General features: G+C 38.9%; 23 protein-coding genes. 14 read left to right on the top strand and 9 right to left on the bottom strand.

Annotated features, from left to right (window positions below):
• Positions 1-6 precede the first annotated feature (6 nt).
• Entirely contained in the window at positions 7-360 is a 354-nt protein-coding gene (locus tag I6J02_RS10525; protein ID WP_201681620.1) for a hypothetical protein, read from the bottom strand.
• Positions 361-908: 548 nt separating this feature from the next.
• Here I6J02_RS10525 and I6J02_RS10520 point away from each other — a divergent pair.
• The 12 genes from I6J02_RS10520 to I6J02_RS10470 all read left to right on the top strand — a co-directional run bounded on the left by I6J02_RS10520 (position 909) and on the right by I6J02_RS10470 (position 13,747).
• Positions 909-2,210, top strand: a complete 1,302-nt coding sequence (locus tag I6J02_RS10520) for a hypothetical protein (RefSeq protein WP_201681619.1) — start codon at positions 909-911, stop codon at positions 2,208-2,210.
• 211 nt (positions 2,211-2,421) lie between these two features.
• Complete coding sequence (locus I6J02_RS10515) at positions 2,422-5,037, top strand: DUF5977 domain-containing protein (protein WP_201681618.1); 2,616 nt, start codon at positions 2,422-2,424, stop codon at positions 5,035-5,037.
• Between the two features lie 3 nt (positions 5,038-5,040).
• Entirely contained in the window at positions 5,041-8,541 is a 3,501-nt protein-coding gene (locus I6J02_RS10510) for a DUF6443 domain-containing protein (RefSeq protein ID WP_236582407.1), read from the top strand.
• A 14-nt stretch (positions 8,542-8,555) separates the two neighbouring features.
• The gene (locus tag I6J02_RS10505) at positions 8,556-9,044 is read left to right on the top strand and encodes a hypothetical protein (protein ID WP_201681617.1); all 489 of its coding nucleotides are present in this window, start codon (positions 8,556-8,558) and stop codon (positions 9,042-9,044) included.
• A gap of 320 nt (positions 9,045-9,364) precedes the next feature.
• A complete protein-coding gene (locus I6J02_RS10500; RefSeq protein WP_236582406.1) occupies positions 9,365-10,069 on the top strand; it encodes a hypothetical protein in 705 nt (234 codons plus the stop codon).
• Positions 10,066-10,362 (top strand): hypothetical protein, encoded by a 297-nt coding sequence (locus tag I6J02_RS10495; protein ID WP_201681616.1) that lies wholly within the window; start codon positions 10,066-10,068, stop codon positions 10,360-10,362. The genes I6J02_RS10500 and I6J02_RS10495 overlap by 4 nt, the downstream gene beginning before the upstream one ends.
• Positions 10,363-10,464: 102 nt before the next feature.
• Positions 10,465-10,908, top strand: a complete 444-nt coding sequence (locus I6J02_RS21745) for a hypothetical protein (RefSeq protein WP_236582405.1) — start codon at positions 10,465-10,467, stop codon at positions 10,906-10,908.
• Positions 10,905-11,804, top strand: coding sequence for an RHS repeat domain-containing protein (locus tag I6J02_RS21740; RefSeq protein ID WP_236582404.1), 900 nt, complete (start codon positions 10,905-10,907; stop codon positions 11,802-11,804). The genes I6J02_RS21745 and I6J02_RS21740 overlap by 4 nt, the downstream gene beginning before the upstream one ends.
• A gap of 197 nt (positions 11,805-12,001) precedes the next feature.
• Complete coding sequence (locus I6J02_RS10485) at positions 12,002-12,361, top strand: hypothetical protein (RefSeq protein ID WP_201681615.1); 360 nt, start codon at positions 12,002-12,004, stop codon at positions 12,359-12,361.
• 7 nt (positions 12,362-12,368) lie between these two features.
• A complete protein-coding gene (locus tag I6J02_RS10480; RefSeq protein ID WP_201681614.1) occupies positions 12,369-12,641 on the top strand; it encodes a hypothetical protein in 273 nt (90 codons plus the stop codon).
• Positions 12,638-12,937, top strand: a complete 300-nt coding sequence (locus I6J02_RS10475) for a hypothetical protein (protein ID WP_201681613.1) — start codon at positions 12,638-12,640, stop codon at positions 12,935-12,937. Before I6J02_RS10480 ends, I6J02_RS10475 begins: the two co-directional genes overlap by 4 nt.
• A 474-nt stretch (positions 12,938-13,411) precedes the next feature.
• Positions 13,412-13,747 carry a MerR family transcriptional regulator gene (locus I6J02_RS10470; protein WP_002996913.1) on the top strand — a complete coding sequence of 112 codons (336 nt, stop codon included), beginning with the start codon at positions 13,412-13,414 and terminating at the stop codon, positions 13,745-13,747.
• A 70-nt stretch (positions 13,748-13,817) separates the two neighbouring features.
• On the opposite strand, the gene fbp is transcribed toward I6J02_RS10470, so the two are convergent.
• The 3 genes from fbp to I6J02_RS10455 all read right to left on the bottom strand — a co-directional run bounded on the left by fbp (position 13,818) and on the right by I6J02_RS10455 (position 16,055).
• Positions 13,818-14,819 carry a class 1 fructose-bisphosphatase gene (gene fbp, locus I6J02_RS10465; protein WP_201681612.1) on the bottom strand — a complete coding sequence of 334 codons (1,002 nt, stop codon included), beginning with the start codon at positions 14,817-14,819 and terminating at the stop codon, positions 13,818-13,820.
• An 80-nt stretch (positions 14,820-14,899) separates the two neighbouring features.
• Positions 14,900-15,394, bottom strand: coding sequence for a metallophosphoesterase family protein (locus tag I6J02_RS10460; RefSeq protein WP_201681611.1), 495 nt, complete (start codon positions 15,392-15,394; stop codon positions 14,900-14,902).
• A gap of 4 nt (positions 15,395-15,398) precedes the next feature.
• Positions 15,399-16,055, bottom strand: a complete 657-nt coding sequence (locus tag I6J02_RS10455; RefSeq protein ID WP_201681610.1) for a tRNA1(Val) (adenine(37)-N6)-methyltransferase — start codon at positions 16,053-16,055, stop codon at positions 15,399-15,401.
• A gap of 146 nt (positions 16,056-16,201) precedes the next feature.
• Here I6J02_RS10455 and I6J02_RS10450 point away from each other — a divergent pair, with 146 nt between their 5' ends.
• Positions 16,202-17,344 (top strand): hypothetical protein, encoded by a 1,143-nt coding sequence (locus tag I6J02_RS10450; RefSeq protein ID WP_201681609.1) that lies wholly within the window; start codon positions 16,202-16,204, stop codon positions 17,342-17,344.
• Here I6J02_RS10450 and mutS read toward each other — a convergent pair.
• Entirely contained in the window at positions 17,341-19,950 is a 2,610-nt protein-coding gene (gene mutS, locus I6J02_RS10445; RefSeq protein ID WP_201681608.1) for a DNA mismatch repair protein MutS, read from the bottom strand. The two genes, I6J02_RS10450 and mutS, sit on opposite strands and share 4 nt — an antisense overlap.
• A gap of 306 nt (positions 19,951-20,256) precedes the next feature.
• Positions 20,257-21,150: a Fic family protein gene (locus tag I6J02_RS10440; protein ID WP_201681607.1), complete on the bottom strand. Its 894-nt coding sequence runs from the start codon at positions 21,148-21,150 to the stop codon at positions 20,257-20,259.
• Positions 21,151-21,400: 250 nt separating this feature from the next.
• On the opposite strand from I6J02_RS10440, the gene mtgA reads away from it, so the two are divergent.
• A complete protein-coding gene (mtgA, locus tag I6J02_RS10435; protein WP_201681606.1) occupies positions 21,401-22,129 on the top strand; it encodes a monofunctional biosynthetic peptidoglycan transglycosylase in 729 nt (242 codons plus the stop codon).
• An 88-nt stretch (positions 22,130-22,217) separates the two neighbouring features.
• On the opposite strand, the gene I6J02_RS10430 is transcribed toward mtgA, so the two are convergent.
• From I6J02_RS10430 to I6J02_RS10420, 3 genes are all read right to left on the bottom strand, one after another.
• Positions 22,218-23,606, bottom strand: coding sequence for an MBL fold metallo-hydrolase (locus tag I6J02_RS10430; RefSeq protein ID WP_201681605.1), 1,389 nt, complete (start codon positions 23,604-23,606; stop codon positions 22,218-22,220).
• 22 nt (positions 23,607-23,628) lie between these two features.
• Entirely contained in the window at positions 23,629-24,426 is a 798-nt protein-coding gene (locus I6J02_RS10425; RefSeq protein WP_201681604.1) for a sulfite exporter TauE/SafE family protein, read from the bottom strand.
• Between the two features lie 101 nt (positions 24,427-24,527).
• Positions 24,528-25,157, bottom strand: a complete 630-nt coding sequence (locus I6J02_RS10420) for a Crp/Fnr family transcriptional regulator (RefSeq protein ID WP_201681603.1) — start codon at positions 25,155-25,157, stop codon at positions 24,528-24,530.
• Positions 25,158-25,164: the final 7 nt, after the last annotated feature.

The raw sequence follows: 25,164 nt of genomic DNA, 5'->3' as shown, positions 1-25,164 counted from the left end.
AAGCACCTAAACGGTGCTTTTTTTTGTGATATACTTCCGAAATTCCCAGAAAGACCGGTTTTTCAGATAATCCTGATTTTGTTCATTGGAATAAGCCTCCCGCTCAAACGAAATACGCAGATAAGCTCTTCTAAAATTACGCTGCTGTATCAGGCGAACTAAAAATTCGATCAGATACCACAAATAAAAAAAGATAATACCAAGTTCCAATGCCTGTCTGAGATGGATACGTTCATGATTGAGTAATGTCTTATCTTCCAGAAATATCGCTCTGCTCAGAAAAATAAAAGGATACACGGTGACCGCATGGGCCTTCCCAAATGAAAATATACGAGTCCAGAATTTACTGACAATAAGCATAATATCTAATCTGAATACTTCTCTACTACAAAGATAATTTGAGAAAATTTATCATTTAATCTTAAAAAGATCCTTATTTCACATCTAACTACACCTTTTGTTAGATATAAAAGTCAATTTAATGTTTTTTATCAAAATTTGAAGTTGTCTTTCGTCATAAAAAAGAATATTTTTATTCTCAATTATTATTAATATCATCTTTATATAGATTGTTTTCGCACACTAAAAAATAACACAAATTCCTTAACGAATAAATTAAATAAAAATGATGTAAAATTTATATGTTTTTTTAATTTTAATAATATTACATAAATTAGCATATTATTAGCCATGCATTCATTATTCAAGTAGATTCAAACGAAATGAATGATCAAAAATAACTAAAAAACAATTTAACACAAACTAAATGACTCATTTCAACCAATAAGAACAACACACGTTTTTAAATGAAATATATTCGTTTTTATCAGATATAAATCTATTTTACTTTCATGCTTTCCTGATTTTGTTAAAGAGAACAGTTAATCATTATAACCTAATTAAACCTAATGAATATACGATTTGATAGAATATTATTAGTTCCTATACTAATCACACTGTTTACTCAGTGGTCGCATTGTCAGGAAAAAAAAATAATTCCACCTTCTCCTGAGGTTGCTCAACTGATAAATTACGAGCAAACAAAAATCTCACCTTATTCAGGAATTCCCAAAACAAGTATAAATCTCTTCGAACTAAAACAAGGTGATCTTACCATTCCTATTGATATCAACTATTTAAGTGGAGGAGTTAAAGTCGAGGAAGTCTCTACCTGGATAGGATTAGGATGGAGTTCAAACTTTGGAGGAGGTGCAATAACCAGAACAGTAAGAGGAAAAGATGATTTTTTGTCAAACCATTACTTTGAAAATGTTAACAGATTTATTCAAGAATCAGGTGTATCTGATTTTGGGACAAAGCTAGCAATTAATAGCTCCAATAATATTGTACAGACCAATCTGCTGGATGAATATATGAGCCAGGGGAAAGATACCGAACCCGACGAATTCTATTTTAGCTGTGGCAATCATTCAGGCAAATTTATTATGTTTCCAAGCGGGAAATACGAGACTATTCCGAAAAGCAATACAAAAATTGAATCTGAGATCTCTGGAAACCGATGGGTGATTACTACTGATGATGGTACCCGTTATGTTTTTGGAAAAACATTGAATGGTTCAAGAAATGCTTACGAATATACCGATACATGGAATGTCCCTTTCGGAGGAGAAAATATATCTAGTTGGTATCTCGTTGAAGTATTACCAGTGAATGGCAATCTTATCTCTTTCGAATATGTTTCAGATAAATATGCATTCAGAACAGTCCCAAAACAGACTATAACACATACTGTCGGATCAGGAGGAGCAATCAATGTCGAAGAAAGTAAAGAGGATAATTTCAATTATGTTAATGGATTAAAATTAAGTAAAATTGATGCGGATAATTTTTCTGTCCTGTTTGAATCTATTGCTGACAGAAAAGATCTTGGAGGTGCTAGACGTTTGAGTTCAATTTCACTTATATCGAAGCCATCAGGATCAATTGTCAAAAAGATTAATTTCTCACAAAGTTATTTTGGAATACCGGATGCTCCTTTTAGCAATCAGTTTGAAAAAGAAGAAATATGCAGACTAAAGCTTGATTTAATATCTGCCGAAAACATCACAGAAGGAAAAAAGATAAGGCTATATGACTTTCATTATGATGTATCCAAGTCTTTTCCAAGCAGACTATCAACTTCCGTAGATTATTGGGGATTTTATAACGGAAAAAACAATCAGTTAAATTATATCCCGAACGGGTATTAATGGTCGCAATTATACCTACAGAACTAATTTAGCAGATAAATCCGTTGATGAAAATTATGCAAAAACTGGAATATTAACCAAAATCATTAATCCAACAGGGGGTAGTCAGATTTTTGAATTTGAGTCCAATAAAGTAGACACAATCATTTCTCCTGAATTCTTTCTAAACCAGCCAGATTTTGGCCTCGTTCAACAGATTGTGGAAAAATCTGTGACAGCTTCAATAAACGGATATGGAGATATCAGTAACGAAATCGAATTTCAGTATAACCCGTTCTTACAAAACCCACAAAATGGAACTTCTTATGTAGAAGCATCGTATACTTCACAAAACAGCATATATAATCAGACAGAAGTTCAATGTATATGTATGTGTTTTCAAGGCAAAATCACTGGAATAGATAATAGCCTGAGATACGAATTTATGCTCCCCGCTACAGGCAACATACGTATTGAGAATATTTTAGTCCCGGGGAAAAAATACAAATTATCCTTTTATAAGAAAGAGGGCTATTGTAATGGAGCGTTAGCCAGAATTTTGGTTACATTAAAATGGAAAGGTGTTGAAGATAATATCGTAGATCGTCCTAAGAGAACAATAGTAGGAGGTTTGAGAATAAAACAATACACTGAGCTAGATAATGATGGTAAAATTTCTCATCGTAAACAATACTTTTACACAAACAAAAACAATCCCACCAAATCCTCCGGTTCGGTGGTGACACCTCAAATTCATACACACAAACTACGTTCAAGAATTGACAAAACTGTATATGGTTCATCAGTCCCTGTAACAGAGCTACAGCAAAAGTCTATTTTTCAATATAGTAACAGCAGTTATTATCCGCTTCAAACTACAGACGGAGGATATGTTGGTTATTCCGATGTTGAAATTAAAACGATTAATACAAAGGATATAAATGACTATCAACTGGAACGATTTTCTTATACCGCACCAAAAGACTTTCAGGATACATATTTTGATGACACAAAATTGTATAGTCCATCATTTTTGGGGTCCTTACCCATAACATCATCATCTCCTCCGGTCGATTCGAAAGAATGGATGAGAGGAAAAGTTCTAAATCATGAAATTCTAAAAAAAGCAGCAAACGGCAATTTAAATACAATTGAATCAACTCAGTTTATATACGAAGTGGTAATTGACAAAACAGTCAAGGGAATGAGTTATTATAATTTTGCTTATGATAAATTTGATCCTCTATTTGTATTTAAAGCCTATCTATATAATTTCTATCAGTATTCTGTAGGTAATTTTCTGTTAAAAAAAGAGGTTAAAACTAATTATGAAACTCCCTCTTACCCTCTTACTATTACCAAAGAATATAATTATCATCCTCAAAATCTGGATTACATTACCGAAGTAAATACGAGAGATAGCCAAGGAAAGCTTAAATTACTGAGATATAAGTATGTTTATGATTTTCTATCCGGTACTAACCAGATTCCAATTGCAAATGTCTTACTATCTAAGAATTTTGTAAATAAGCCCTTCAGAGATGAAGTATTAATAAATGAAAGAACGCTAAAAGTTATTGATTACACATATGATGTGTTTAACAATCAGTACTTGAAACTTAAAAGTATTTCTCAAAAAAACGGAAGTAATCTGGAAATTGACAGAAACGACTTCTTACACTACGATAGCTATGGCAATCCTTTAGCTGTAAAGAAAACCGATGGTCCGGTTACCAGTTACCTCTGGGGTTACAACGGACAGTATCCTGTTGCCGAAATTGTCCATGCACATTATAATGACGTCGTTTCAGCCATTGGTGGACAAAGTGTAGTCGATGCGCTGAATAGCGGAACGGTCACAGTGGATTATATCCGTCAGAAGATGGACATTTTACGCTCCCATCTTCCCGGTTCTCATATTACTTCTTATACCTACAAACCCCTAGTCGGCATAACGAGCAAGACCGACTTTCGAGGAATCACTGAATACTATGAGTACGATGCTCTCCAACGACTTACAACTATTAAAGATAATAATGGTAATATTTTAAAGACATTCTGTTACAACTTCGCAGGACAACAGGTTGAGTGTTTTGGTACTTCTTCCCATTATTATAATGATGAGCTTTCAAGAGAATTTATTAAGAATGATTGTCCTTCGGGCAAAGGAGGTGAAAAAATTCGTTATACTGTCCCGGCAAATAAATATTCAGCTGCGACCAAACAACAGGCAAATGAAAGAGCTTTAAGTGACCTAAATCAAAATGGTCAACCATTTGCTAATCAAAATGGTCGTTGTCTGGATTTATTTTATAATGTTGAACAATCTGACCAGTTTATCAAAGACAATTGCCCTGTAGGATACGATGGATATCTAGAAATTAATCATACAATTCCTGCAGGCCTGTATTCAGGCAGTTCACAAGCCGAGGCTAACCAGAATGCACGAGATGTACTGATCGAAGAGGGACTTGTATTAGCACGTCTACAAGGACAATGTAGATTAATATCTCCATTATCTGAATCTGATCTATCTTATACAACATTATCCTCAGATTTAGATTATGGGGGCGAAATTCATAGAAATGCAGTTACCAATATTCGTCTGCAATGGCAGCGCGATATACCTGAGGGACTAAGTTGGAACATCAGTGTCAGCTTGGATGGGAATACTAATGCTTCATACAATATCTCATTTACGAACTCCAATCAAACAGAATTTGCAATCATTCCCCATGGCACTATTCCAAGTTCGATTACATCTGCACAAATACTTATTGAGGCGGGTTCAGAGGTTAGCAATGAATCGTTCTTTTACTCTTTTCCGGTAACTCTAAAAGGACAATAGAATATGAAAAAACAGCTTTTATCCACAATATTAACCTTATCCACGCTCTTAACCCTATCCATAGTTAAGGCACAAAATACGGATCTGATCCTGACCAGCTACAGCGGTCAGGGTCAGATCAAAGCCAGTAGCAGTGTTACGCTGAAGCCGGGCTTCCATATTCCCTCAGGCAGTACGGTACGGATCTATACCAGCAGCAGTCTGCAGACACACCCGGTTTTACAAACCCAGCTGAGTGGTAACCAGAACTACATCCTGACACGTACCTTTCGCAAGGCAGGGGTGACGCTCGCTAACCTATCCCAGTCCCGCACAGTAGAAGAGGAGAACCAGACAGTACAGTACTTTGACGGCCTGGGCAGACCTATGCAGAGTATACAGGTCATGGCTTCCCCTACACACAAAGACATTGTGCAGCATGTAGAGTACGACGGCTTTGGCAGGGAGAGCAAAAAATATCTTCCTTATGCCACTTCTGCAAGCATGGATGGCAGCTATAAGCCCACAGCCGGAGTGGATGTAATGAATTTCTATAATCCTACCTCCGGCTGGGATGCAGCAGTAAAGAAAACAGGCTATCCCTATTCGGAAACCCAGTTTGAGAACAGTCCGCTGAACCGGGTGCAGGCTCAGGGTTCTCCCGGCGAAGCCTGGCAACTGAGCTCAGGCCATACGGTACGCACAGAGTATGGTACCAATGTAGCTAATGATGTAAAACTATGGCAGCTCAATGCAGCCGAAAACGGAGCCACAGCAACCTTCTATCAACCAGGCAGGCTGTACAAAACCACCACCAAAGATGAGAACTGGAGCAGTGGCAAGAGCGGTACCGTAGAAGAATACAAAGACTTTGATGGAAGAGTGGTATTGAAACGGATCTGGGAAACAGAGAGTAAAAAACTGGAGACGCATTATGTCTACGATGACTTCGGCGACCTTCGCTATGTAGTCCCACCTGCAGTGACTGTTAACACATTCAGTGAAGATGCTGCAGACCCCAACTATGATGCATACATCTATGGTTATAAATATGACGAACGCAGACGCTTAACAGAGAAGAAGATCCCGGGTAAAGGAAAAGAAGAACTGGTGTATAATAATAACAACCAAATAGTGCTGAGCCGTGATGCCAACCGCAGAGCAGCCGGGGAATGGCTGTTCAGCAAATACGATGCATTTGGCCGGGTAATTATGACCGGTATCTACAATAGCACCGAGAGTGCAGCTGCGCTGACTGCCCAGATCCACAGCAATGGCCAGACAGCCGGCCGGCTTTGGGAAAACCCGACAACTACAGATCAGGGGTATACCAATGCTGTCTTTCCAACCACTATTGCGTATTACCATACGATCAACTACTACGACCGCTATGACTTTCCGGAGAACAGCTTTGGAGCTCCGGCAGGTAATCAGGCTTCCGGAGGACGGGTAAAGACCTTGTTGACGGGAACCAAAACCACCACACTGGGTACAGGTAATATGCTGCTGACCACCCATTATTATGATCTGGAAGGACGGATCATCCAGAGTAAGAGTCAGAACCATATTGGTGGTACAGAAATCACGGACAACAGCTACAGCTTCACCGGAGAACTGGAAAGCAGCACCCGCAGACATACCGTTAACGGACAAATCACTACTATCACCACCATCAATGAATACGATCATGTCGGCCGTCTGATCAACAGCAGACAACAGATCAACAGTCAACCAGAAATTACCTTACTGGCCAACAGTTACAACGAGATCGGACAGCTCAAGACAAAGACCGTAGGCGCAGATCAGCAGGGAAATAACCCGGTGAATACGACAGACTACCGGTACAATGAGCGGGGATGGATGACAAGCAGTACTTCACCTCACTTTAGTCAGCAGCTCCGTTATCAGGATCCGGTCAAAGGAGCAGCAGCACAATGGAACGGCAATATCTCCGAACAGCAATGGGGGCAGACGACAACTCTCAATCAGCACTTTGTATACAGTTATGATAAACTGAACCGGTTGACCAGCGGAAGCAGTCCCACATCCGGGATGTCTGAAATCCTGAACTACGATGATATGGGTAATATAACTCAACTTACCCGTGATGGATCCGGGATCAGCTACAGCTATACCGGCAATAGACTAAATACCGTATCGGGTGGTATCAATGGCAGCTACAGCTATGATGAAAACGGCAATGCAAAGACCGACCGTATGGGAATGAATCTGAGCTACAATCACCTGAATCTACCACAGCAGGTGACAGGAGCAGGGAACACGATTACCTACCTGTATGATGCAGGTGGCAATAAACTTCGAAAAACAGCAAACACCACGGGAGAGCGGGATTATGCCGGCGGAATAGAATACCAGAATGGAGTAATCGAGTTGATCCATACTGCAGAAGGGGTAGCCTACCGAAATGCGAATGGAGATTACACGTACAGATACAACCTGACGGATCACCTGGGCAATGTCAGAGCTACCATCTACCGGAACCCGGGTACAAATGCAGTGGAAGTCTTACAAAGAGATGATTACTATCCGTTTGGCTTACAGAAATCCCCAAATCCGGTATATGGAAATAATAAGTATCTTTATAATGGCAAAGAGAAACAGGAGGAGTTAGGTGGCCAACTGGACTATGGAGCAAGGTTCTATGACCCTATGATTGGAAGATGGAATGTGGCGGATCCGTTGGCGGAACAATACAGACGATGGTCTCCATATAATTACACCATGAACAATCCGATACGCTTTATCGATCCGGATGGGATGGCTGTTGAGGAAATCGAGGGAGGATTCAAATATACCAAAGAAGATGCTGTAGCTATGTTCAGCCAATTGAAAAATGAATATTTGGATCAGAATGAACAAGATCCTCCTCAGAATCCCCCGATAAAAGGTTACTGGAACTCATTCAGAAAAGCAACTAATGAGTATGCACCATTTGATAAAGTTGGACAAACTTTTACGAGATGGATTGGTGAAGGTCCAAGTGCGATGTTGAACGATCTTGGTGGAGTAACAGGAAATTTTACATATGGACTTGGAAGTTTACTCTTTAGCGAAACTTATGTCAGTAGTTATAACAATTTTAGAAATTATCTTAGTTCATCTTCAGAAGAGAAGGGGTTTGTTGATGGTAGATCTGTATCATCATTAATAGAGGGGGCTGTGACATATGCTCCTTTAGCGATGTATACAAATTCAGCATTATCATTCCAAATAAACGGTGGATATGGTGCTTTTGGATTAGATGGACTTAATATTGGAAATTATAACATTAATCTATTTTATGCAAATCGAACTCCTGGTGCAGGAACGTATTTAAGTATTAAACAAAGAGTAGAAGGTGGAAGTTTATTTCGTTGGGATTATGGCACAATTCATAAAACACAAACAATGTTACCACATTCTACAATACGTTTTTACTGGAATGGTAAAAGATATGGCAATACACAACAGAGAACTTTCTTGCCAAGTTCTTTCAGAGCACCTTTCTTTAGAACAATTAAATAATAATTACTTATCAAATGAGAAAAAATAAGGATTTTATTGATCAAAATAGTTGTAGAGTTTATTCATTTGACAGTAATAAAGAGGATAAACTTTATGTGGAAAATATTTTTGCAGAAATAATACGTCGATGTCCGAATTTGCAAATTTCAAGTATAAGGTCAAATTATGATATATCATATTTATTAAGTAAATTATACGAAATTGAAGATCAACTGACTCATTTGAAATATGATCGCAATTGGATAGATTTAGAATGTAATAATATTGTTACTGACTTCAAACTTGCTTCTGTATTGGTTGATTTATGGTTTAATTTTGAAGAGAATCGTTTCGTTTTCTACCAGTTGCCTGGATATAATGAAAATGATGATTTATCGAATTTGGTTTTAGATGATAGGACAAATATTATAAAAAGAACCAAAGCCTATTTTGTACAGGGGAACGGTCTCTCTGATTATATTGATTTTTTTAAATCAGATGAACTGAAATTTGATATTTTTTGATTTTTTCATATCTCTTAGAGTTGAAATATCTCATTAATAATTAATTGTACTATATAGGTGTTAACTTGACAAACATGTTGCTCTCTACGATGGAATGACCCAATTGATTCGACTTCCCATCTATTGCATACCCTACCGTGCTGGCATGAATGCTTTGGTATATAAGATGATTACTATCCTTTTGGCTTACAGAAATCCTCCGGTCTGGTATATGGAAATAATAAGTATCCTTATCAGCCTGTGAGCTGACAAGTGTTGCAAAAGAGAAGAAGGAGAAGTTAGGTGATCAACTGCACTATGGTGCCAGATTCTATGATCCAGTGATTGGAAGATGGAATGTGGCGGATCCGTTGGCGGAACAATACAGACGATGGTCTCCTTATAATTATACAATAAACAATCCAATTCGGTTTATTGATCCCGATGGAATGCAGGTGATAGATCCGCCAACAAAGCGTCAAATTAGAGTAGCAGCTGGTGTAACGGCAGGAGGAATAATTGGAGGGGCTTTGGCTACAGGAGGTACTGTAGCTGCTGTTGGAACTGGAACCGTTATAGGTGCTCCTGCAGCTTGGGTCGTGGGAGGAAGTATTGTCGTGGGAGGCCTGATTGGTGGAGGAGCAGTTGCTGCTTATGATTATTTTTTTGGAGGAAATGAAAGCAGTACAACTTCTAGTAGTTTGAGTTCGTCTGAGAAGACTTCAAGTAAAGAAGAGGGGAAAAAGGGTGATTACTCTCATCTGAAAGAACCTAGGAAGGTGGATGAAGGAAAAGAAACTACAAAGGCACAACGGCAAAGGATACTTGAAGAAAACAAGAAACAGAATGATGGAGAGCTTGTTAGTGATGGGGATGGACGGAAGTTAAACCCTCCTAAAGCGAACAAGAGGGGAGAACCTGCAGACATGAATCAGGCAGAGGTTGACCATAAACAATCAAAGAAGAATAATGGAACGAACTCTAATTCAAACATGAGAGTTCGTTCCAAAGAGGAGAATTTAAAAAAATCAAGTAATAATTTATGATGGAATTGTATAATTATTTTTCAGATCCAAATGAGGCCGTTTTGACGACATTATTTGTCTTGAATAAAGATGAGCAAATAACAAGGATATACCATCATTTAGAATATGGAATGTGGGAATTTGTTGGCGATACGGAAGTAGCAGAATCCGATTATCGAGTTGTTTCTATAGAAGAAATGGTCAATCTTGACAATTCGATACTTTCTGTATCGAATATGGAACCTGGGTATTTTGCCCATAAAGTTGCAGGAAATAATACTTTTTTTATAGAAAAAATACGAAGTGACACATGATGTTTTAGACTAATGTTTCATCCGATTTTATAGTGTTGTTTATTATGCATAAGTTTTTCTTGTCTTATAATCTCTGGAGCAGATCAACAGGGGAATAACCCGGTGAATACCACAAATTACACATACAATGAGCGGGGCTGGATGCCAAGCACTACTTCACCCCACTTCAGCCAGCAGCTCAGTTATCAGGATCCGGTCAAAGGAGCAGCAGCACAATGGAACGGCAATATCTCCGAACAGCAATGGGGGCAGACAACCACCCTCAACCAGCACTTTGTATACAGTTATGATAAACTGAACCGGTTGACCAACGGAAGCAGTCCCACTTCAGGAATGTCTGAAATCCTGAACTACGATGATATGGGTAATATCACGAATCTGACCCGTGACGGATCAGGGATCAGCTACAGCTATACCGGCAACAGGCTGCATACCGTATCCGGTGGTATCAATGGCAGCTACAGCTATGATGAAAACGGCAATGCAAAGACCGATCGTATGGGTATGAATCTGAGCTACAATCACCTGAACCTGCCCTGCAGGTGACTGGAGGAGGGAACACGATTACCTACCAGTATTATGCAGGCGGAATAGAATACCAGAACGGAGTAATCGAACTTATCCATACCGCAGAAGGCGTGGCCTACCGGAATGCGAATGGCACATACACCTACCGGTATAACCTGACGGACCACCTGGGCAATGTCAGAGCTACCATCTACCGGAACCCGAGTACAAATGCAGTGGAAGTCTTACAAAGAGATGATTACTATCCGTTTGGTTTACAGAAGTCCCCAAATCCGGTATATGGAAATAATAAGTATCTTTATAATGGCAAAGAGAAGCAGGAGGAGTTAGGTGGCCAGTTGGACTATGGAGCCAGATTCTACGACCCTGTGATTGGAAGATGGAATGTGGCGGATCCGTTGGCGGAGAAATACTATCCCTATTCAGCATACAATTATACGCTTAATGATCCGATAGGAAAGTTAGACCCTAATGGTATGTGGGTTGCAACAGCAGAAGGCTGGTCTACTAATGATCCCAATGATATTGCTGAGTTCATGCAACAAATGCAGGGAGATGATCAGGATAAAGGAGGGAAAAAGAAAAACCAACAGGATCCTCCTAAAAAAGGTAGAAATTCAAAGGGGGGCACTAATGATGTGTATGGTGATGGGGGAAAAGTTCTTTATAATGGAAAGGCAATGTTTGGAACAAATTTTATTGGTCCAGGCCCTGATGAAGACCCCAGGGATTTGGGCCTCGTTCCCTTAGATATGATAGATATGGCGGCAATGAATCATGATTTGTCTTATTTTATTAACAAATCTAGTGGTATAAAAGGAGCTTTTATAGACTTAAAAGTTTTGGATGCTGATAAAAAATTAGTCAAAGAAGCTTTCAAAGTGATTAAGCAATATAAAAAGGGGGGGGATTGATCCTGTAACCGGCGAAAAGATTTCGCAAAGAACATATAATATTGCTGTTTTAGTAACTTTGCTGTTTTCAGATATTAATGCACAAAAAAGCGTAAGGAATATAACTCCACAAACAAAAAAAACAGTTAATCAGAAATATAACAATTTTATAAATAATGTGATTAATTCTATTTCTAGGTCATATTAAATTACAATAAATGAATAAATTTTTAAATTCTATATATTGCATATCAGTAGTCTTGTTTTTTGGTTGTAGTTCTAATAAAAATAAAGACGTTGGTGAATTGGGAAGATTTGACATAAGTAATGATGGAAAATTTATAATCTATTCTTGGTTGGAAGGAGAAAAAAGCTCCATTTACAGAGTAGATATTGATGGAAAAAACGTAAAATTACTTATTAACTCTTCAGATAATATCTCTTATTTTAATCCCAGTTGTTCAAGTGTTGATGGACAAATTATTCTTGTTGGTTATTCTCCAAAAAGTTTGAAGAGTTCTTTATGGATCAGTAATATACTAGGAGAAAAGTTAAAACAGATAACAGATAACAGATAGTAGTACGTTGAAATTAGAAGCAATTTTCTCTGTAGATGGAAAATCAATTTATTACACACAGGCAAATGAATACACTGGCAATTCTCCGATAGGAAGAAGGGCTGCTCATGACTTTGATGTATATGAACTAAAGCCAAAGAGTTTCGAAACAAAAAAAATAACCAATTTGAATTCCTATCAAATAACCAATATTTTGGATATTGATAGTAGCCAAATGTTATTAACAATAAATGATAAAGATAGAGGTATATTTTTTCTTGAAAAAAGAGTGGAAATTTGAGTAAAATTCAAACTTTAAATGATACTTTGAGGAATTCAACAGGATATTCTAATCCGGTTCTTCTAAATAACAATTATGTTGTTTGTTCTTCTTATTATGAATTAGCTCAAATTGATCTGAAAAAGAAGATTGAGAAAATAATTTTACCCTCATCAGGAGTTCATTTTAAACAGATTAGATATAATAAACTTTTAAATTCCATTTTTTTTATTAAACAAGGTTCTAATATTATTTATCGACTAAATGTAGATGGAACGGATTTAAAAGAAATTGAAATGAATGCCTCAATTCGTTAATAGTATTGATTAAATATTAGTTGTTGAGATGTTTTTCAGCACGAGCATAATTTTATTAATTTAACCCGAGTTTTAGGTCTTAATTGGGTTTAATAGACCATGAAATAATCTCGCTAACGAACAGCTCTATAATCTGATTTGATATGAAATATTTTTTTTATAAGTTCAGTTTTCAGAGAATCAGTAGCGTGTACAATAATTGGCAATCGTCATGTTCATGACGAAGCTAAATTAGTCCCGGCTAGCGAATATATTATGAAATTAATTACGATTATGTCAGGAGATTTAGGGAAGCTAACTTTTACGTTATGCTTAAGATTCGGGTAAAGTATTTCCAATCTGATTTTTCAGTTTCATATACCTTTTAACATTTTGTCTTATTTCAATGCACATTTGCTTATATATACAATACAATAATTGCATATAAAAGCAAATTTATCTAAGTTTGTTTGAGCAAGACTAATTTAAATAAATATGCCTTACAAGGAGCGCGAAATAAATAAATTATACTACACGATGGGTGAGGTAACGGAGATGTTTAATGTCAATGCATCTCAGATTCGTTTTTACGAACGTGAATTTACGGTCTTGCAACCCAAAAAGAATAAAAAGGGCAACCGTCTCTTTACACAGGAAGATATCGCAAACCTGAAAATAATCTTTAATCTGGTAAAAGAAAAAGGCTACACATTACAAGGTGCGCGTGATTATCTGCGTACAAATAAAAATGAAGCGCGGGAAAATCAGCGTGTCATTGATTCCTTAGAAAAGTTAAAAGGTTTTTTACTGGAAGTAAGGGACAGTCTGTAACGACTATCCCTGTACAAGTTGTTTATCCGAATAAACAAAATCTATTCATGCAGGTGAATAATCCGATCTTTTAAGACCGGAGCATAAATTCCTCCACTTTCTCCACCATTTCAGGACTACCCATAAATGCCGGACATCGCTGATGCAGCTCGTAGGGTACTATATCCAGAATTCTTCCCTGGCCTGTACTTGCCTTTCCTCCGGCTTGTTCTACAATAAAAGCTATCGGATTGCATTCGTACATCAACCTTAGTTTTCCGTCCGGATGGCTTAGTGTAGTAGGATACAGGAATATTCCTCCTTTGAGCAGATTACGATGAATATCAGCTACCATGGATCCAATATAACGGGACGTATAGGGTCTGCCTGTAGATGCATCTTCAACCTGACAATATTTAATATAATCTTTGACGCCCTGCGGAAATTTGATATAATTACCTTCATTAATCGAATATATAGATCCGCTTTTTGGAATTTTGATATTGGGATGGGAAAGACAGAATTCACCTATGGAAGGATCTAACGTAAAGCCGTTAACACCTTTTCCGGTGGTATATACCAACATGGTAGAAGAGCCGTAGATAATATATCCTGCTGCTACTTGTTCCGTTCCTTTTTGCAGGATATCGCTTAAGGTTGCCCTATCATTGACGGATTTTCTTCTGTATATGGAAAAAATAGTTCCGACAGAGACATTTACATCTATATTGGACGAACCATCCAAAGGATCAATACAAACAATATATTTGGCATCTTTGGATACTGTTGAATCCAGATAGATAGCTTCATCCTGTTCTTCCGAAGCAAAAACGCAACATTCTCCACCATGATTCAGGGCTTTCATAAATTGCTCATCTGCATAGACATCCAGTTTCTTCTGCCCCTCCCCTTGCACATTGGTCTGTCCTGCATCACCCAGGATATCGGCCAGCCCGGCCTTATTTACTTCCCGGTTGACTACTTTCGCCGCTATTCCGATATCTCGTAACAGTCGGGAAAGCTCCCCTTTTGCATAGGGGAAATCGGCCTGTTTTTCAATGATAAACTGACCTAAGGTTTTCATAATTGTCATTTGTTGTTTTGTTTGTTTATATGATTTAGGCCAAATGTAGGCAACCTAAAACAATCCTGCAACCTAATGACAACCAGAGTTTAACGATTTGCCAGTTCTATAACTTCCAAATTTTCAATTTTATCCCCATTTATATCAAAACGCATCAATGTTCTGACTTTTTGCCAACCATGTTTACCGGCTGCACCGGGGTTAAGATGCAAACATTTTAATTTTTGATCGAACTGTACTTTTAGAATATGGGAGTGACCACAGATAAACAACTGTGGTGGGTTGGCCGTAATTTCATCTTTCACAGCAGAAGCATACCGGCCGGGATATCCGCCAATATGCGTCATCCATACATCCACTCCTTCACACATAAATCTGAGATTTTCGGGATATTGTACTCTTATCTCCTTACCATCTATATTACCATATACACCGCGAAAAGGTTTGAAGTCAGCCAGCGCATCTGCGACTTGTAACGATCCGAAATCACCTGCATGCCAGATCTCATCGCAATTCTCGAAATAGGTAAACACCGCTTCGTCCAGATAGCTGTGTGTATCTGATATCAATCCAATTTTTTTCATGTGTCTAAAAAGCTAAAAAATAAGGACGTAAAAGTTCTTTATATCTCTCCGAATATACTCCTTTGCGCTCATATATAATCAATAATTCCTCCGCAGTCACGGCTTTCTTCCCTCCCTTGCGCCATGTAATCATCTTCCTGAAGACAGGACTGTCATTATACGATTGGACAGCGATTACATGCTCTGTTATCAGATTCTGAGCAGTTGCAATGTCCTGTAGTTGTTCGGCGAGTTCCGGGGGAAGAATCAGACGCAACAAGCCATTTTCCATCAAATGGCCTCCGGCAAAATCAAAGAGTCTTTCAAAGAATGGAAGATCAGCATGTCTGGCTGTTTTTTTTCTGTTATCAGGATTATGCAACGAATCCGTATAAAAGGGAGGATTAGAGATAATCAGATCATATTTTCTGACCGGGTTCAGGTCTTCAAAGGAAGTATGTCGTGCAGACATGCGCTCAGAAAAAGGGGAATTCAGAAAATTCTGCTTTGCTCTGTCCGCAGCAAGCGCATCGATCTCAACAGCCTCAAGTGTAGCCTTTTCGAATCGTTGTGCAAGCATCAGTGCAATCACACCCGTACCCGTCCCTATATCCAGTATATGGGCAGGGGGAATATTTGCTGTAGTAGCAGCCAGCAATACTCCATCTGTATTGATCTTCATGGGACAATCCGTTTGATCTACAGCAAATTGTTTAAACTGAAAAATAGAAGACATAGTACAAAGATACAATCCCCTGTAGCACACACAAGCTTCGTATTACTTCATAAACCAAAAAAATCATTACTTTCGTTTATTAGTTTATTATTATGCGCAACATTTCCTTCTTCCTATTTACAATCTTGCTGTTTGGAATCAGCGGAGTTACCCGTGCACAGCAAACCGGTTCTACCTCTGGTACCTGCATCACCTCGGCCCAATCCGGTCTGGATAAACTCGTTCCCGCTCTAGTGAAAAATGATTTTGATGCTATCCGGGATATTGTCAATGTATGGGAAAGGGATTGCGGAAAAACAGAGTTTCTGGAGCGCATCAAGATCCTTCAGCTTCTCATCTCTAAATCTCCTTATCAAGCAGAACTGGATTATTACTACGGTCAGAAATACGATCAGCAACTAATAAAAAGATGGAATAATGCGGATAAGAAAAACTACAAGGATATTTACACGAAGCAACCTTCTCAGTTTGATTATGTCCCTTTACGTCATCAGGCAGATTCATTACTGAAACTGAAAGCCAAGGCCTTACTGTATTCAGATAGCTACCAGTTAGCGGATAAGGACCGGAAACTGATTGCTTTGTTTGCTGATGATTTTAATGAAATTGCAGCTCAGCAAGCCGAAAGTAATCAGGCTCAAAGCAATCAAGGATCTCATTCAGACGATTATAAAGACAGAGTAGGTTATACGGTCTATGCCGGTACTTACGGCCCGCTGGGTGGCAGCAATACCACATTCGGATATAATCCGGTCTTTGGGTTAACAGTAATGAGTTCGCTGCGCAAAAACTTTATTTTCGAAGGAGGAATAAAAGTCAGAATTAACAGTTCGGACAGGGATTTTCAATACCTGCTCTATAATGAAACGATGGATGTAAACTCTGCGGCCAGCTTTTCTGTAGGTGGAAATGTGGGCTATAAAGCAATGGATAGGGGTAAATTTATGCTTATTCCTAAATTGGGCATAGGATGGGAAGTAATCAGCACAGGGTTGTCCGAAACGGTATATAATGACAATTATGTAGATGAGTACGGAGATGGTTCCAGCACAAGATTTCATAATGTGAATACACTTCACCTCGGAGCGAGTCTGGCAGGTATGTACGGCGTATCCAGAAAAAATTATATCGGACTGGAGATCGGTTACCATTACACTCCTTATCAGTGGGACAGTAACCTGATCACAGACATCTACAATCACTATGGAAGTGTAGAATTATTTTTTCGATTTTAGTTTTTCAGAAGACGTTGTATTTCATCCAGTTTCATCAGGGCTTCTACCGGAGTCAGGGTGTTGACATCGAGATTATTCAGCATGTCCCGGATTTTTTCCAGAATAGGATCATCAATAGCAAACATTTGCAGTTGATAGGCTTGTTTTTGTATTTTGCGCATACTGTCCTTTATCTGCTCACCTCCGGTACGCTCCTGCTCCAGACGCTTCAGGATTTCATTTGCTCTTCCCAGCAATTTCGGAGGCATTCCGGCCAGTTTGGCAACATGAATACCAAAGCTGTGTTCTGAACCTCCGGGAACCAGTTTACGCAAAAAGATAACTTTATTATTGACTTCCTTGACTGTCACATTGAAGTTTTTGATTCTAGGCATGGAAGTACTCAATTCATTGAGTTCATGATAATGCGTCGCAAATAAAGTCTTTGCTCTTGCTGTAGGATGATTGTGCAAAAATTCAGCAATCGCCCATGCAATAGAAATCCCATCATATGTACTCGTACCACGCCCAATCTCATCCAGCAGAATAAGACTTCTGTCCGACAGGTTATTCATGATACTCGCTGTTTCGTTCATTTCAACCATAAAGGTAGATTCACCGGACGAAAGATTATCCGACGCTCCTACACGGGTGAATATCTTATCTACCAAACCGATATGTGCTGTTTTGGCAGGAACAAAACTTCCGATCTGCGCCATTAACACAATCAATCCGGTCTGCCTTAGTAAAGCGGATTTACCGGCCATGTTGGGTCCTGTAATAATAATAATCTGCTGTGCATCATTATCCAGGAAAGTATCGTTGGTGATATAGTCCTGTCCGATCGGCAGGTTCTTTTCGATCACAGGGTGTCGTCCGCCTTTTATATCCAGAACTTTGCTCTCGCTGATCTCCGGTTTGACATAAAAATTCTTTTCTGCTATTACAGCAAAGTTCAACAGGACATCCAGTTTGGCCACCAGCTGAGCATTAAGCTGTACCGGTTTGATATATTCGGCAATCGCAGATAATAGCTCTGCATACAGTCTGTTTTCTATAACCTGAATTTTTTCTTCTGCACCGAGGATCTGCTCTTCGTACTCTTTCAGCTCTTCAGTGATATAGCGTTCTGCATTTACTAATGTCTGTTTACGGATCCAGCCTTCCGGCACTTTATCCTTATGGGTATTGGTCACTTCGAGGTAATACCCGAAAACATTATTGAAAGCTATCTTTAAAGATGGAATTCCGGTCAGTTCAGCTTCGCGTTTCTGAATTTCCAACAGATAATCTTTACCTCCAAAGGCAATTTTGCGCAGACGATCCAGTTCACTGTCAATGCCATCTGCCATGACATTTCCTTTATTAAGTGCAACAGGAGGTTCGGCCTGCATTTCTCTTTCTATTCTATCACGGATCAATGAACAGGTGTTAAGCTGTTCCGAGATAATTTTTAATGACTCTGCGTCTGCATCCGCCGTTCGTGTTTTCAACTTTTCGATCGCATACAACGATCGCTTCAATTGCATAATCTCTCTGGGATTGGCTTTGAGAAGTCCGATCTTGCTGATCAGTCGCTCCAGATCACCTACCTGTTTTATTTCCTGCACCAGCTCATCCCGTAAAGATCTGTTTTGATGAAAATGCTCCACTACATTCAACCGTTCCTGTATAGAAGCCCGGTCTTTTAGGGGCATGACGATCCATCGTTTGAGCAAACGTGCACCCATCGGTGAGGCCGTATGATCCAGTACATCCGAAAGAGTTACTGCATTTTCATTTGCAGATCCTATCAGTTCCAGATTACGGATTGTAAATCTATCCAGCCACATATAGCGATCCTCTTCGATACGCGATATATTGGATATATGCTGCAGATTACGGTGTTCTGTTTCATTCAGATAATGAAGTGCAACACCGGCAGCTATAATGCCTACAGGCATACGCTCTATTCCGAACCCCTTCATCGAGTTGACCTCAAAGTGCTTGAGTAAGGTCTCTGTCGCATAATCTCCCGTATACGGCCACTCATCCAGTGTATAGGTGTAAAACTGGCTTCCGAAATGTTCTGTAAATTCTTTAAACTGTTTTTTTGCCAGTATGACCTCTGTAGGTTTGAATCCCTGCAGAAGTTTATCAATATAGCTGTTGCTGCCTTGCGCAACCAGAAATTCTCCCGTAGAAATATCCAGAAAAGCAACTCCTGTAGAATTCTTTTCAAAGAATACAGAAGCAAGATAATTATTCGATTTTTGCTGAACGATATTATCGCTGTAAGATACTCCGGGAGTTACCAGTTCTGTCACTCCACGCTTGACGATAGTCTTGGTCGTCTTCGGATCTTCGAGTTGATCACAGATCGCCACACGTTGACCGGCTCTTACCAATTTTGGCAGATACGTTTCCAGGGAATGATGCGGAAATCCCGCTAATGCTGTCTCGGACTCACTTCCACTCCCCCTCTTTGTCAATACAATCCCTAATATGCCTGCGGCTTTGATTGCATCTTCTCCAAACGTTTCATAAAAGTCTCCCACTCTGAATAACAATAATGCTCCCGGATATTTCACCTTTATAGCATTATACTGTTGCATCAATGGAGTTTCTTTTTTTGCTGCCTTTGCCAATTTAATATCGATTTTTGATAAGCTGTAAAAATAACAGAAATGTAGCAGATAGGCAACTCTGCAGAGAGAAACATACTATATTGTCAGGCATTAACTTTTTTGTATAAATCATGAATTATAATGGTGTCAATTACTATGACGGATAAACATGTAGTGTATGAGATATAACAATAGTCTACGCTATAAATCAAATGACAGCAGACTGCAGCCGCAAAGATTGCCAACCCAATAAGTTTTATAATTCACAGGCTCTCCCTGTGATATTTCTTTAAAGAAATTGCATTTTTAAGTTTTACTACCGGAAAACTAATCAAACTCTATTTCAAAATATACAAGAATGGCTTTATAATTATCCTGAGCATTAAGGCATGTATCCAGCAGGTATTCTTTAATATGCCTCCATTCCTGTAATCCCCTGTAATAAAAAAGCTTGAGATCTTCATCTATGATAAAAGGTACAATATTGTTAGCCAGGCATTCTTTAAACATTATTAACCGTCCGACGCGACCATTTCCATCCTGAAAAGGATGAATAATTTCAAATTTATAGTGGAAATCGATAATATCTTCTAAAGTCTTATTTGCAATGCTGTGGTAATTGGAAAGTAAAGCTGACATTTCTGTGGAAACTGCTTTAGGTGGACAAGTTTCATTCCCACCAACTTCGTTTGGAAGTTTTTTGTATTCCCCAACATTAAACCAATCTTTTCGGCTATCAGATGTTCCTGATTTCAGAAGAAAATGTAATTTCTTAATAAAAGATTCCGTTAGTTTGGATTTTGCTTTATCGATGATTAAGTCAATACATCGAAAATGATTGGTGGTTTCGATAATATCATCAATATTAACAACTTCTTTAGATGCTCCTATGGTATTTGTCTCGAATATGTAGCGTGTCTGATCATGAGTTAACTTGCTCCCCTCTATACGATTTGAATTATAGGTGAGATCAATTTGCGTACGGTGGTAAATTCCACCTTTCAGCTTCATCTCTTTTTGCTCTTTAAAGTGATTGAGTAAGACATTATCACTAAATTTCTTCTTATTTCCCTTCTCAGGTAATAACGAATCTTCCGGAATATTCCATGTTTTACCCGTTAAAAAAGCTCCTTTTATTTTTCCGCTAGCACAATAATTCCGGGCGGTTCTTTCCGGAATATTCCATCTTTTCGCAAACTTTCTTACTGAAATATAGTTCATGCTATTTATTATACACTTGCCGTTATCGGCAAATATACGACAAATAACAGTTTTAATTTTACTATTTCTTGCCGATAAAAATATCTTTGAGAATCTGATTCCTTATGAATTTGCTTAAATTCAACTCATAAATTTCTATATCTGTCAATTGAATTCATGTGATCCCATTATTTTTCCTGAAAACTTTAAAATAAATTAACTAATACTGCGTAATAGCTATTATGTTTGCACGATAAATGATACAAGCGCCATGGCGATCAAAAGAGGCAACAAAGTAAAACGAAAATCAAGCTCCAAAGACCTTAAAAATCAAATCCTTAAGTGGACAGGACGTGTAATAGGCGGATTTTTTGCAATCACCATTTTCTGGGTGATCTGCCTGCGTTTTATAGATCCTCCTGTGACTTATCTGATGATCAAACGTGGCTTTGAGCGTAAGGGAATGGGTAAAGAGTGGAAGCTGGAGAAGGACTGGCTAAACTATGATGACATGTCCAATAATCTGAAGCGTGCCGCTATAGCCGGTGAAGATGCTCATTTTATGGAGCACAACGGATTTGATGTCAAAGCTATTCAGAAAGCAATGGAGAAAAATCAAAACGGCAAAAAGCTCAGGGGAGGAAGTACAATCAGCCAGCAGGTGGCCAAAAATGTATTTCTATGGCCGGAGCGTTCGTGGGTACGCAAGGGTTTTGAAACCTACTTTACTTTTCTCATCGAATTATTCTGGAGTAAAAAACGAATTCTCGAAGTATATCTCAATGTCATTGAAATGGGGCAAGGGGTGTATGGAGCTGAGGCCGCAGCACAATATTACTTCAGCAAGTCAGCCAAAAGTTTAACAAAAAAAGAAGCTGCTCTCATCATTGCTATTCTGCCTAGTCCGCAGAAATGGGATGCCCGCAATCCTTCTACATATGTAAATGGCCGGGCAAACCGTATCGTAAGATACATGAGTCATTACAGTATTCCCGAATAAACACATTATTTACGCCGGTATCCGTATCTTTAACCCCGGATGCCGGCATAATTATTAAAAGATTCTAACAGTCAACGCTGGCTTAAAATTAAAATTCGAGCTCCTGCCCTTGTGAAAGCCATTCATTCATACTACCAAGATAGACCTCTACATCATCAATTCCATTTTTCTTCAGTAAAGAAGCAGCTATTGAAGCTCTGTCTCCGCCCTGACAATAGATAATTTTGGTCTTCTGAGGATCAATAGCCGAAAGATTTTTTCCCAGTTTGCCCCACATCAGTGAAATTGCTCCCTTGATATGTCCTCCCTGATACTCGTTCGTATTACGAACATCAATAAGCTGTATGTCAGGATTATTGATTGCAGACTTTACGGCAGCTAGATCCACTACTTTTGTCATCTCTAATGGTATATCCAAATCATCGATGTTAGTGATGTACCCAATAACGTTATCCAATCCTATACGCATAAGTTTACGTGTCTCCTCCTCAATTTCATGTGCTGCTGCAACCAAAATAAAGGGTTTGTCGTACTGCAAAAGCCAGCCGGCCCAGGTAGCAAAAGATTTTTTATGAGGAATATTTAAGGATTGCGGAATATGTCCTTTTACAAACAACTCCTTTGGTCGTGTATCCACGATGGTAACAGCCTCTTGTCTATACTTTAAAAATTGTTCTTTGTTTAATAATGGAACCTCAGGTACATGCAACAACAATGGGCGGTCCACCTTATTTAGCTTTTTCATCATGGCAAAGTAAGCAGGTGGTTCCGGCTGTCCGTCCAGTAATTCAGTGACAAATGCATCTTCTATCTGTTGTTGTAAAGCCCAGTTACGGATACGCTCATATCCTACTGTACTACTTGGAACAGATCCCAGCGCTTTTCCACAGGATGATCCTGCACCATGCCCCGGCCATAGCTGTACAAAATCCGGTAGTGTAAGAAACTTTTGGATTGATCTGAACATATCTTTTGCTCCAACTTCCTTTGTACCGACTAATCCGGCAGCTTTTTCCAATAAATCAGGACGGCCTACATCACCCACAAATACGAAATCTCCGGTGAATACCATAATCGGCTCATCAGAAGCAGGGTGATCAGTCAGCACAAAACTTATACTTTCCGGCGTGTGTCCCGGTGTATGGATGACAGTCAATGTCAGATTACCAACAACCAGCTTATCCCCTTCTTTTAATCCTTCATGTGGAAATTCATACTGCCAGTCTTCGCCTCCTTCATCCGAAAGATAAAGTGTAGCTCCCGTGAGTGCCGCCAGTTCCCGTGAACCACTCAGAAAATCAGCATGAATATGGGTTTCGGTAATCTGGGTAATTTCCAGATTATTGCGTTTCGCAATTTCAAGATAAGTATCCACATCTCTTTTGGGATCGATAACCAGTGCAACTCCTTTTGCCTGACAACCGATCATATAACTCGCCTGAGCTAAACTCTCATCATATATACGTTCAAAAAACATAACTCCATATTTTCTTTAATAACTAAATATCTAATATCTCTCTTACCAGAATCATAATGCCCATAATCAATACAAACCAACCAAAGGAGGTCTTCAGGTTCGAACCGGAGATTTTTCTGGATAATAAAGTGCCGATCAGAATTCCCATAATGGCCGCTATGGAAAACAAGAATAATAATCGCCAATCTACCTCGTGGCCATCAATCTCTACAAAACCAACAAAGCCAATCAGGGAATTGAATGCAATAATCATCAGAGAAGTCCCTATCGCCCTTTTCATCGGCATACCGGCAAAAATAACAAGGGTAGGTATAATCAAAAATCCACCGCCGGCTCCTACCATTCCAGTAATTATCCCCAGAAAAACACCTTTCAGTATAATGCTTTTGTTATCGTAACGATGCTTTTCGACTACTAGTACTTTTTCTTTGGAACGGATCATAGATACAGAAGCAAACAGCATAATAACCGCAAAAAGTACCATTACAAACATGCCTTTTGTCAATACAAAATCTCCGACTGCACCTATTTCCTCCGGAATATGCGGCATGATATACCCTCTTGTAAACAAGACCATAATGATGGAAGGAATTCCAAACAGCAACACCATCCTATAATCCACCTGTTTGCTGATGGTCTGTGAAATACCACCGGCAAGCGATGTCATCCCCACTATAAATAACGAATATGCAGTGGCCAGGATAGGATTGATATCCAGAATGTAGACCAGGATAGGAACCGTAAGGATAGAGCCTCCACTCCCGATCAGGCCTAAAGATATTCCGATCAACACAGCCAGTAAGTAAGCAAGCAACTCCATATTTATGTATTCATATTATAATACTGTAAAAGTATCTTTTGATATTCGTTCAAACGGTAACTTTTGTTACAGCAACGCAAGTTTTGCTCTGTGATTACCCACTACAATAAATCTATTGTACTTCGGTTGAGCCGGACCTTTCCTTCATTTTCATACACCTTCAGGATGCGGGAGACAACAACACGTGAGGTATTCAGAGCATCTGCTATTTCCTGATGCGATTTATGAATGGAACGTGTACTGTTGATTTTCGCAATCTCTTCCAGATAATGCAGAATCCGCACATCCATCTTATGAAAAGCCAGCTGATCTATTGCTCCTAACATTTCTTCCATACGCCTGTTGTAACTGGAAAACACAAAATTGCGCCAGCTGCTATATTTCGCCAGCCACTCTTCCATCTTACTGACGGGTATCATCGCTACTAATGCATCCGTTTCTGCCACAGCTTTGATTTCACTTTTTTTATCTCCCAGACAGCAAGCCAAAGTCATAGCACAGGTATCTCCCTTTTCAAGAAAATAAAGTAACAGTTCTCCTTCCCACGGATCTTCACGCATAATCCGTATAGCACCTTCTACCAGAAGTGGCATCACCTTGATGTATTGTCCGGCATCCAGGAGCACATCTGCTTTTTTAAAGGAAAGAAAACGGGCTGTTTCCTCAATTTCTGTTATCAGACGAGGTTCAAAAACAGTTCCGTAAGCGACTTGTAATGCTGCAGTATACATAAATAAG

Source organism: Sphingobacterium spiritivorum, assembly GCF_016725325.1.
Lineage (GTDB): Bacteria > Bacteroidota > Bacteroidia > Sphingobacteriales > Sphingobacteriaceae > Sphingobacterium.
This window is presented reverse-complemented; position numbering and strand designations above follow the sequence as displayed.

Coding starts and splice junctions, on each gene's coding strand:
- I6J02_RS10525 (WP_201681620.1), bottom strand. CDS start 360: ATGCTTATTGTCAGTAAATTCTGGACTCGTATATTTTCATTTGGGAAG.
- I6J02_RS10520 (WP_201681619.1), top strand. CDS start 909: ATGAATATACGATTTGATAGAATATTATTAGTTCCTATACTAATCACA.
- I6J02_RS10510 (WP_236582407.1), top strand. CDS start 5,041: ATGAAAAAACAGCTTTTATCCACAATATTAACCTTATCCACGCTCTTA.
- I6J02_RS10505 (WP_201681617.1), top strand. CDS start 8,556: ATGAGAAAAAATAAGGATTTTATTGATCAAAATAGTTGTAGAGTTTAT.
- I6J02_RS10495 (WP_201681616.1), top strand. CDS start 10,066: ATGATGGAATTGTATAATTATTTTTCAGATCCAAATGAGGCCGTTTTG.
- I6J02_RS10485 (WP_201681615.1), top strand. CDS start 12,002: ATGAATAAATTTTTAAATTCTATATATTGCATATCAGTAGTCTTGTTT.
- I6J02_RS10470 (WP_002996913.1), top strand. CDS start 13,412: ATGCCTTACAAGGAGCGCGAAATAAATAAATTATACTACACGATGGGT.
- fbp (WP_201681612.1), bottom strand. CDS start 14,819: ATGACAATTATGAAAACCTTAGGTCAGTTTATCATTGAAAAACAGGCC.
- I6J02_RS10460 (WP_201681611.1), bottom strand. CDS start 15,394: ATGAAAAAAATTGGATTGATATCAGATACACACAGCTATCTGGACGAA.
- I6J02_RS10455 (WP_201681610.1), bottom strand. CDS start 16,055: ATGAAGATCAATACAGATGGAGTATTGCTGGCTGCTACTACAGCAAAT.
- I6J02_RS10450 (WP_201681609.1), top strand. CDS start 16,202: ATGCGCAACATTTCCTTCTTCCTATTTACAATCTTGCTGTTTGGAATC.
- I6J02_RS10440 (WP_201681607.1), bottom strand. CDS start 21,150: ATGAACTATATTTCAGTAAGAAAGTTTGCGAAAAGATGGAATATTCCG.
- mtgA (WP_201681606.1), top strand. CDS start 21,401: ATGGCGATCAAAAGAGGCAACAAAGTAAAACGAAAATCAAGCTCCAAA.
- I6J02_RS10430 (WP_201681605.1), bottom strand. CDS start 23,606: ATGTTTTTTGAACGTATATATGATGAGAGTTTAGCTCAGGCGAGTTAT.
- I6J02_RS10425 (WP_201681604.1), bottom strand. CDS start 24,426: ATGGAGTTGCTTGCTTACTTACTGGCTGTGTTGATCGGAATATCTTTA.
- I6J02_RS10420 (WP_201681603.1), bottom strand. CDS start 25,157: ATGTATACTGCAGCATTACAAGTCGCTTACGGAACTGTTTTTGAACCT.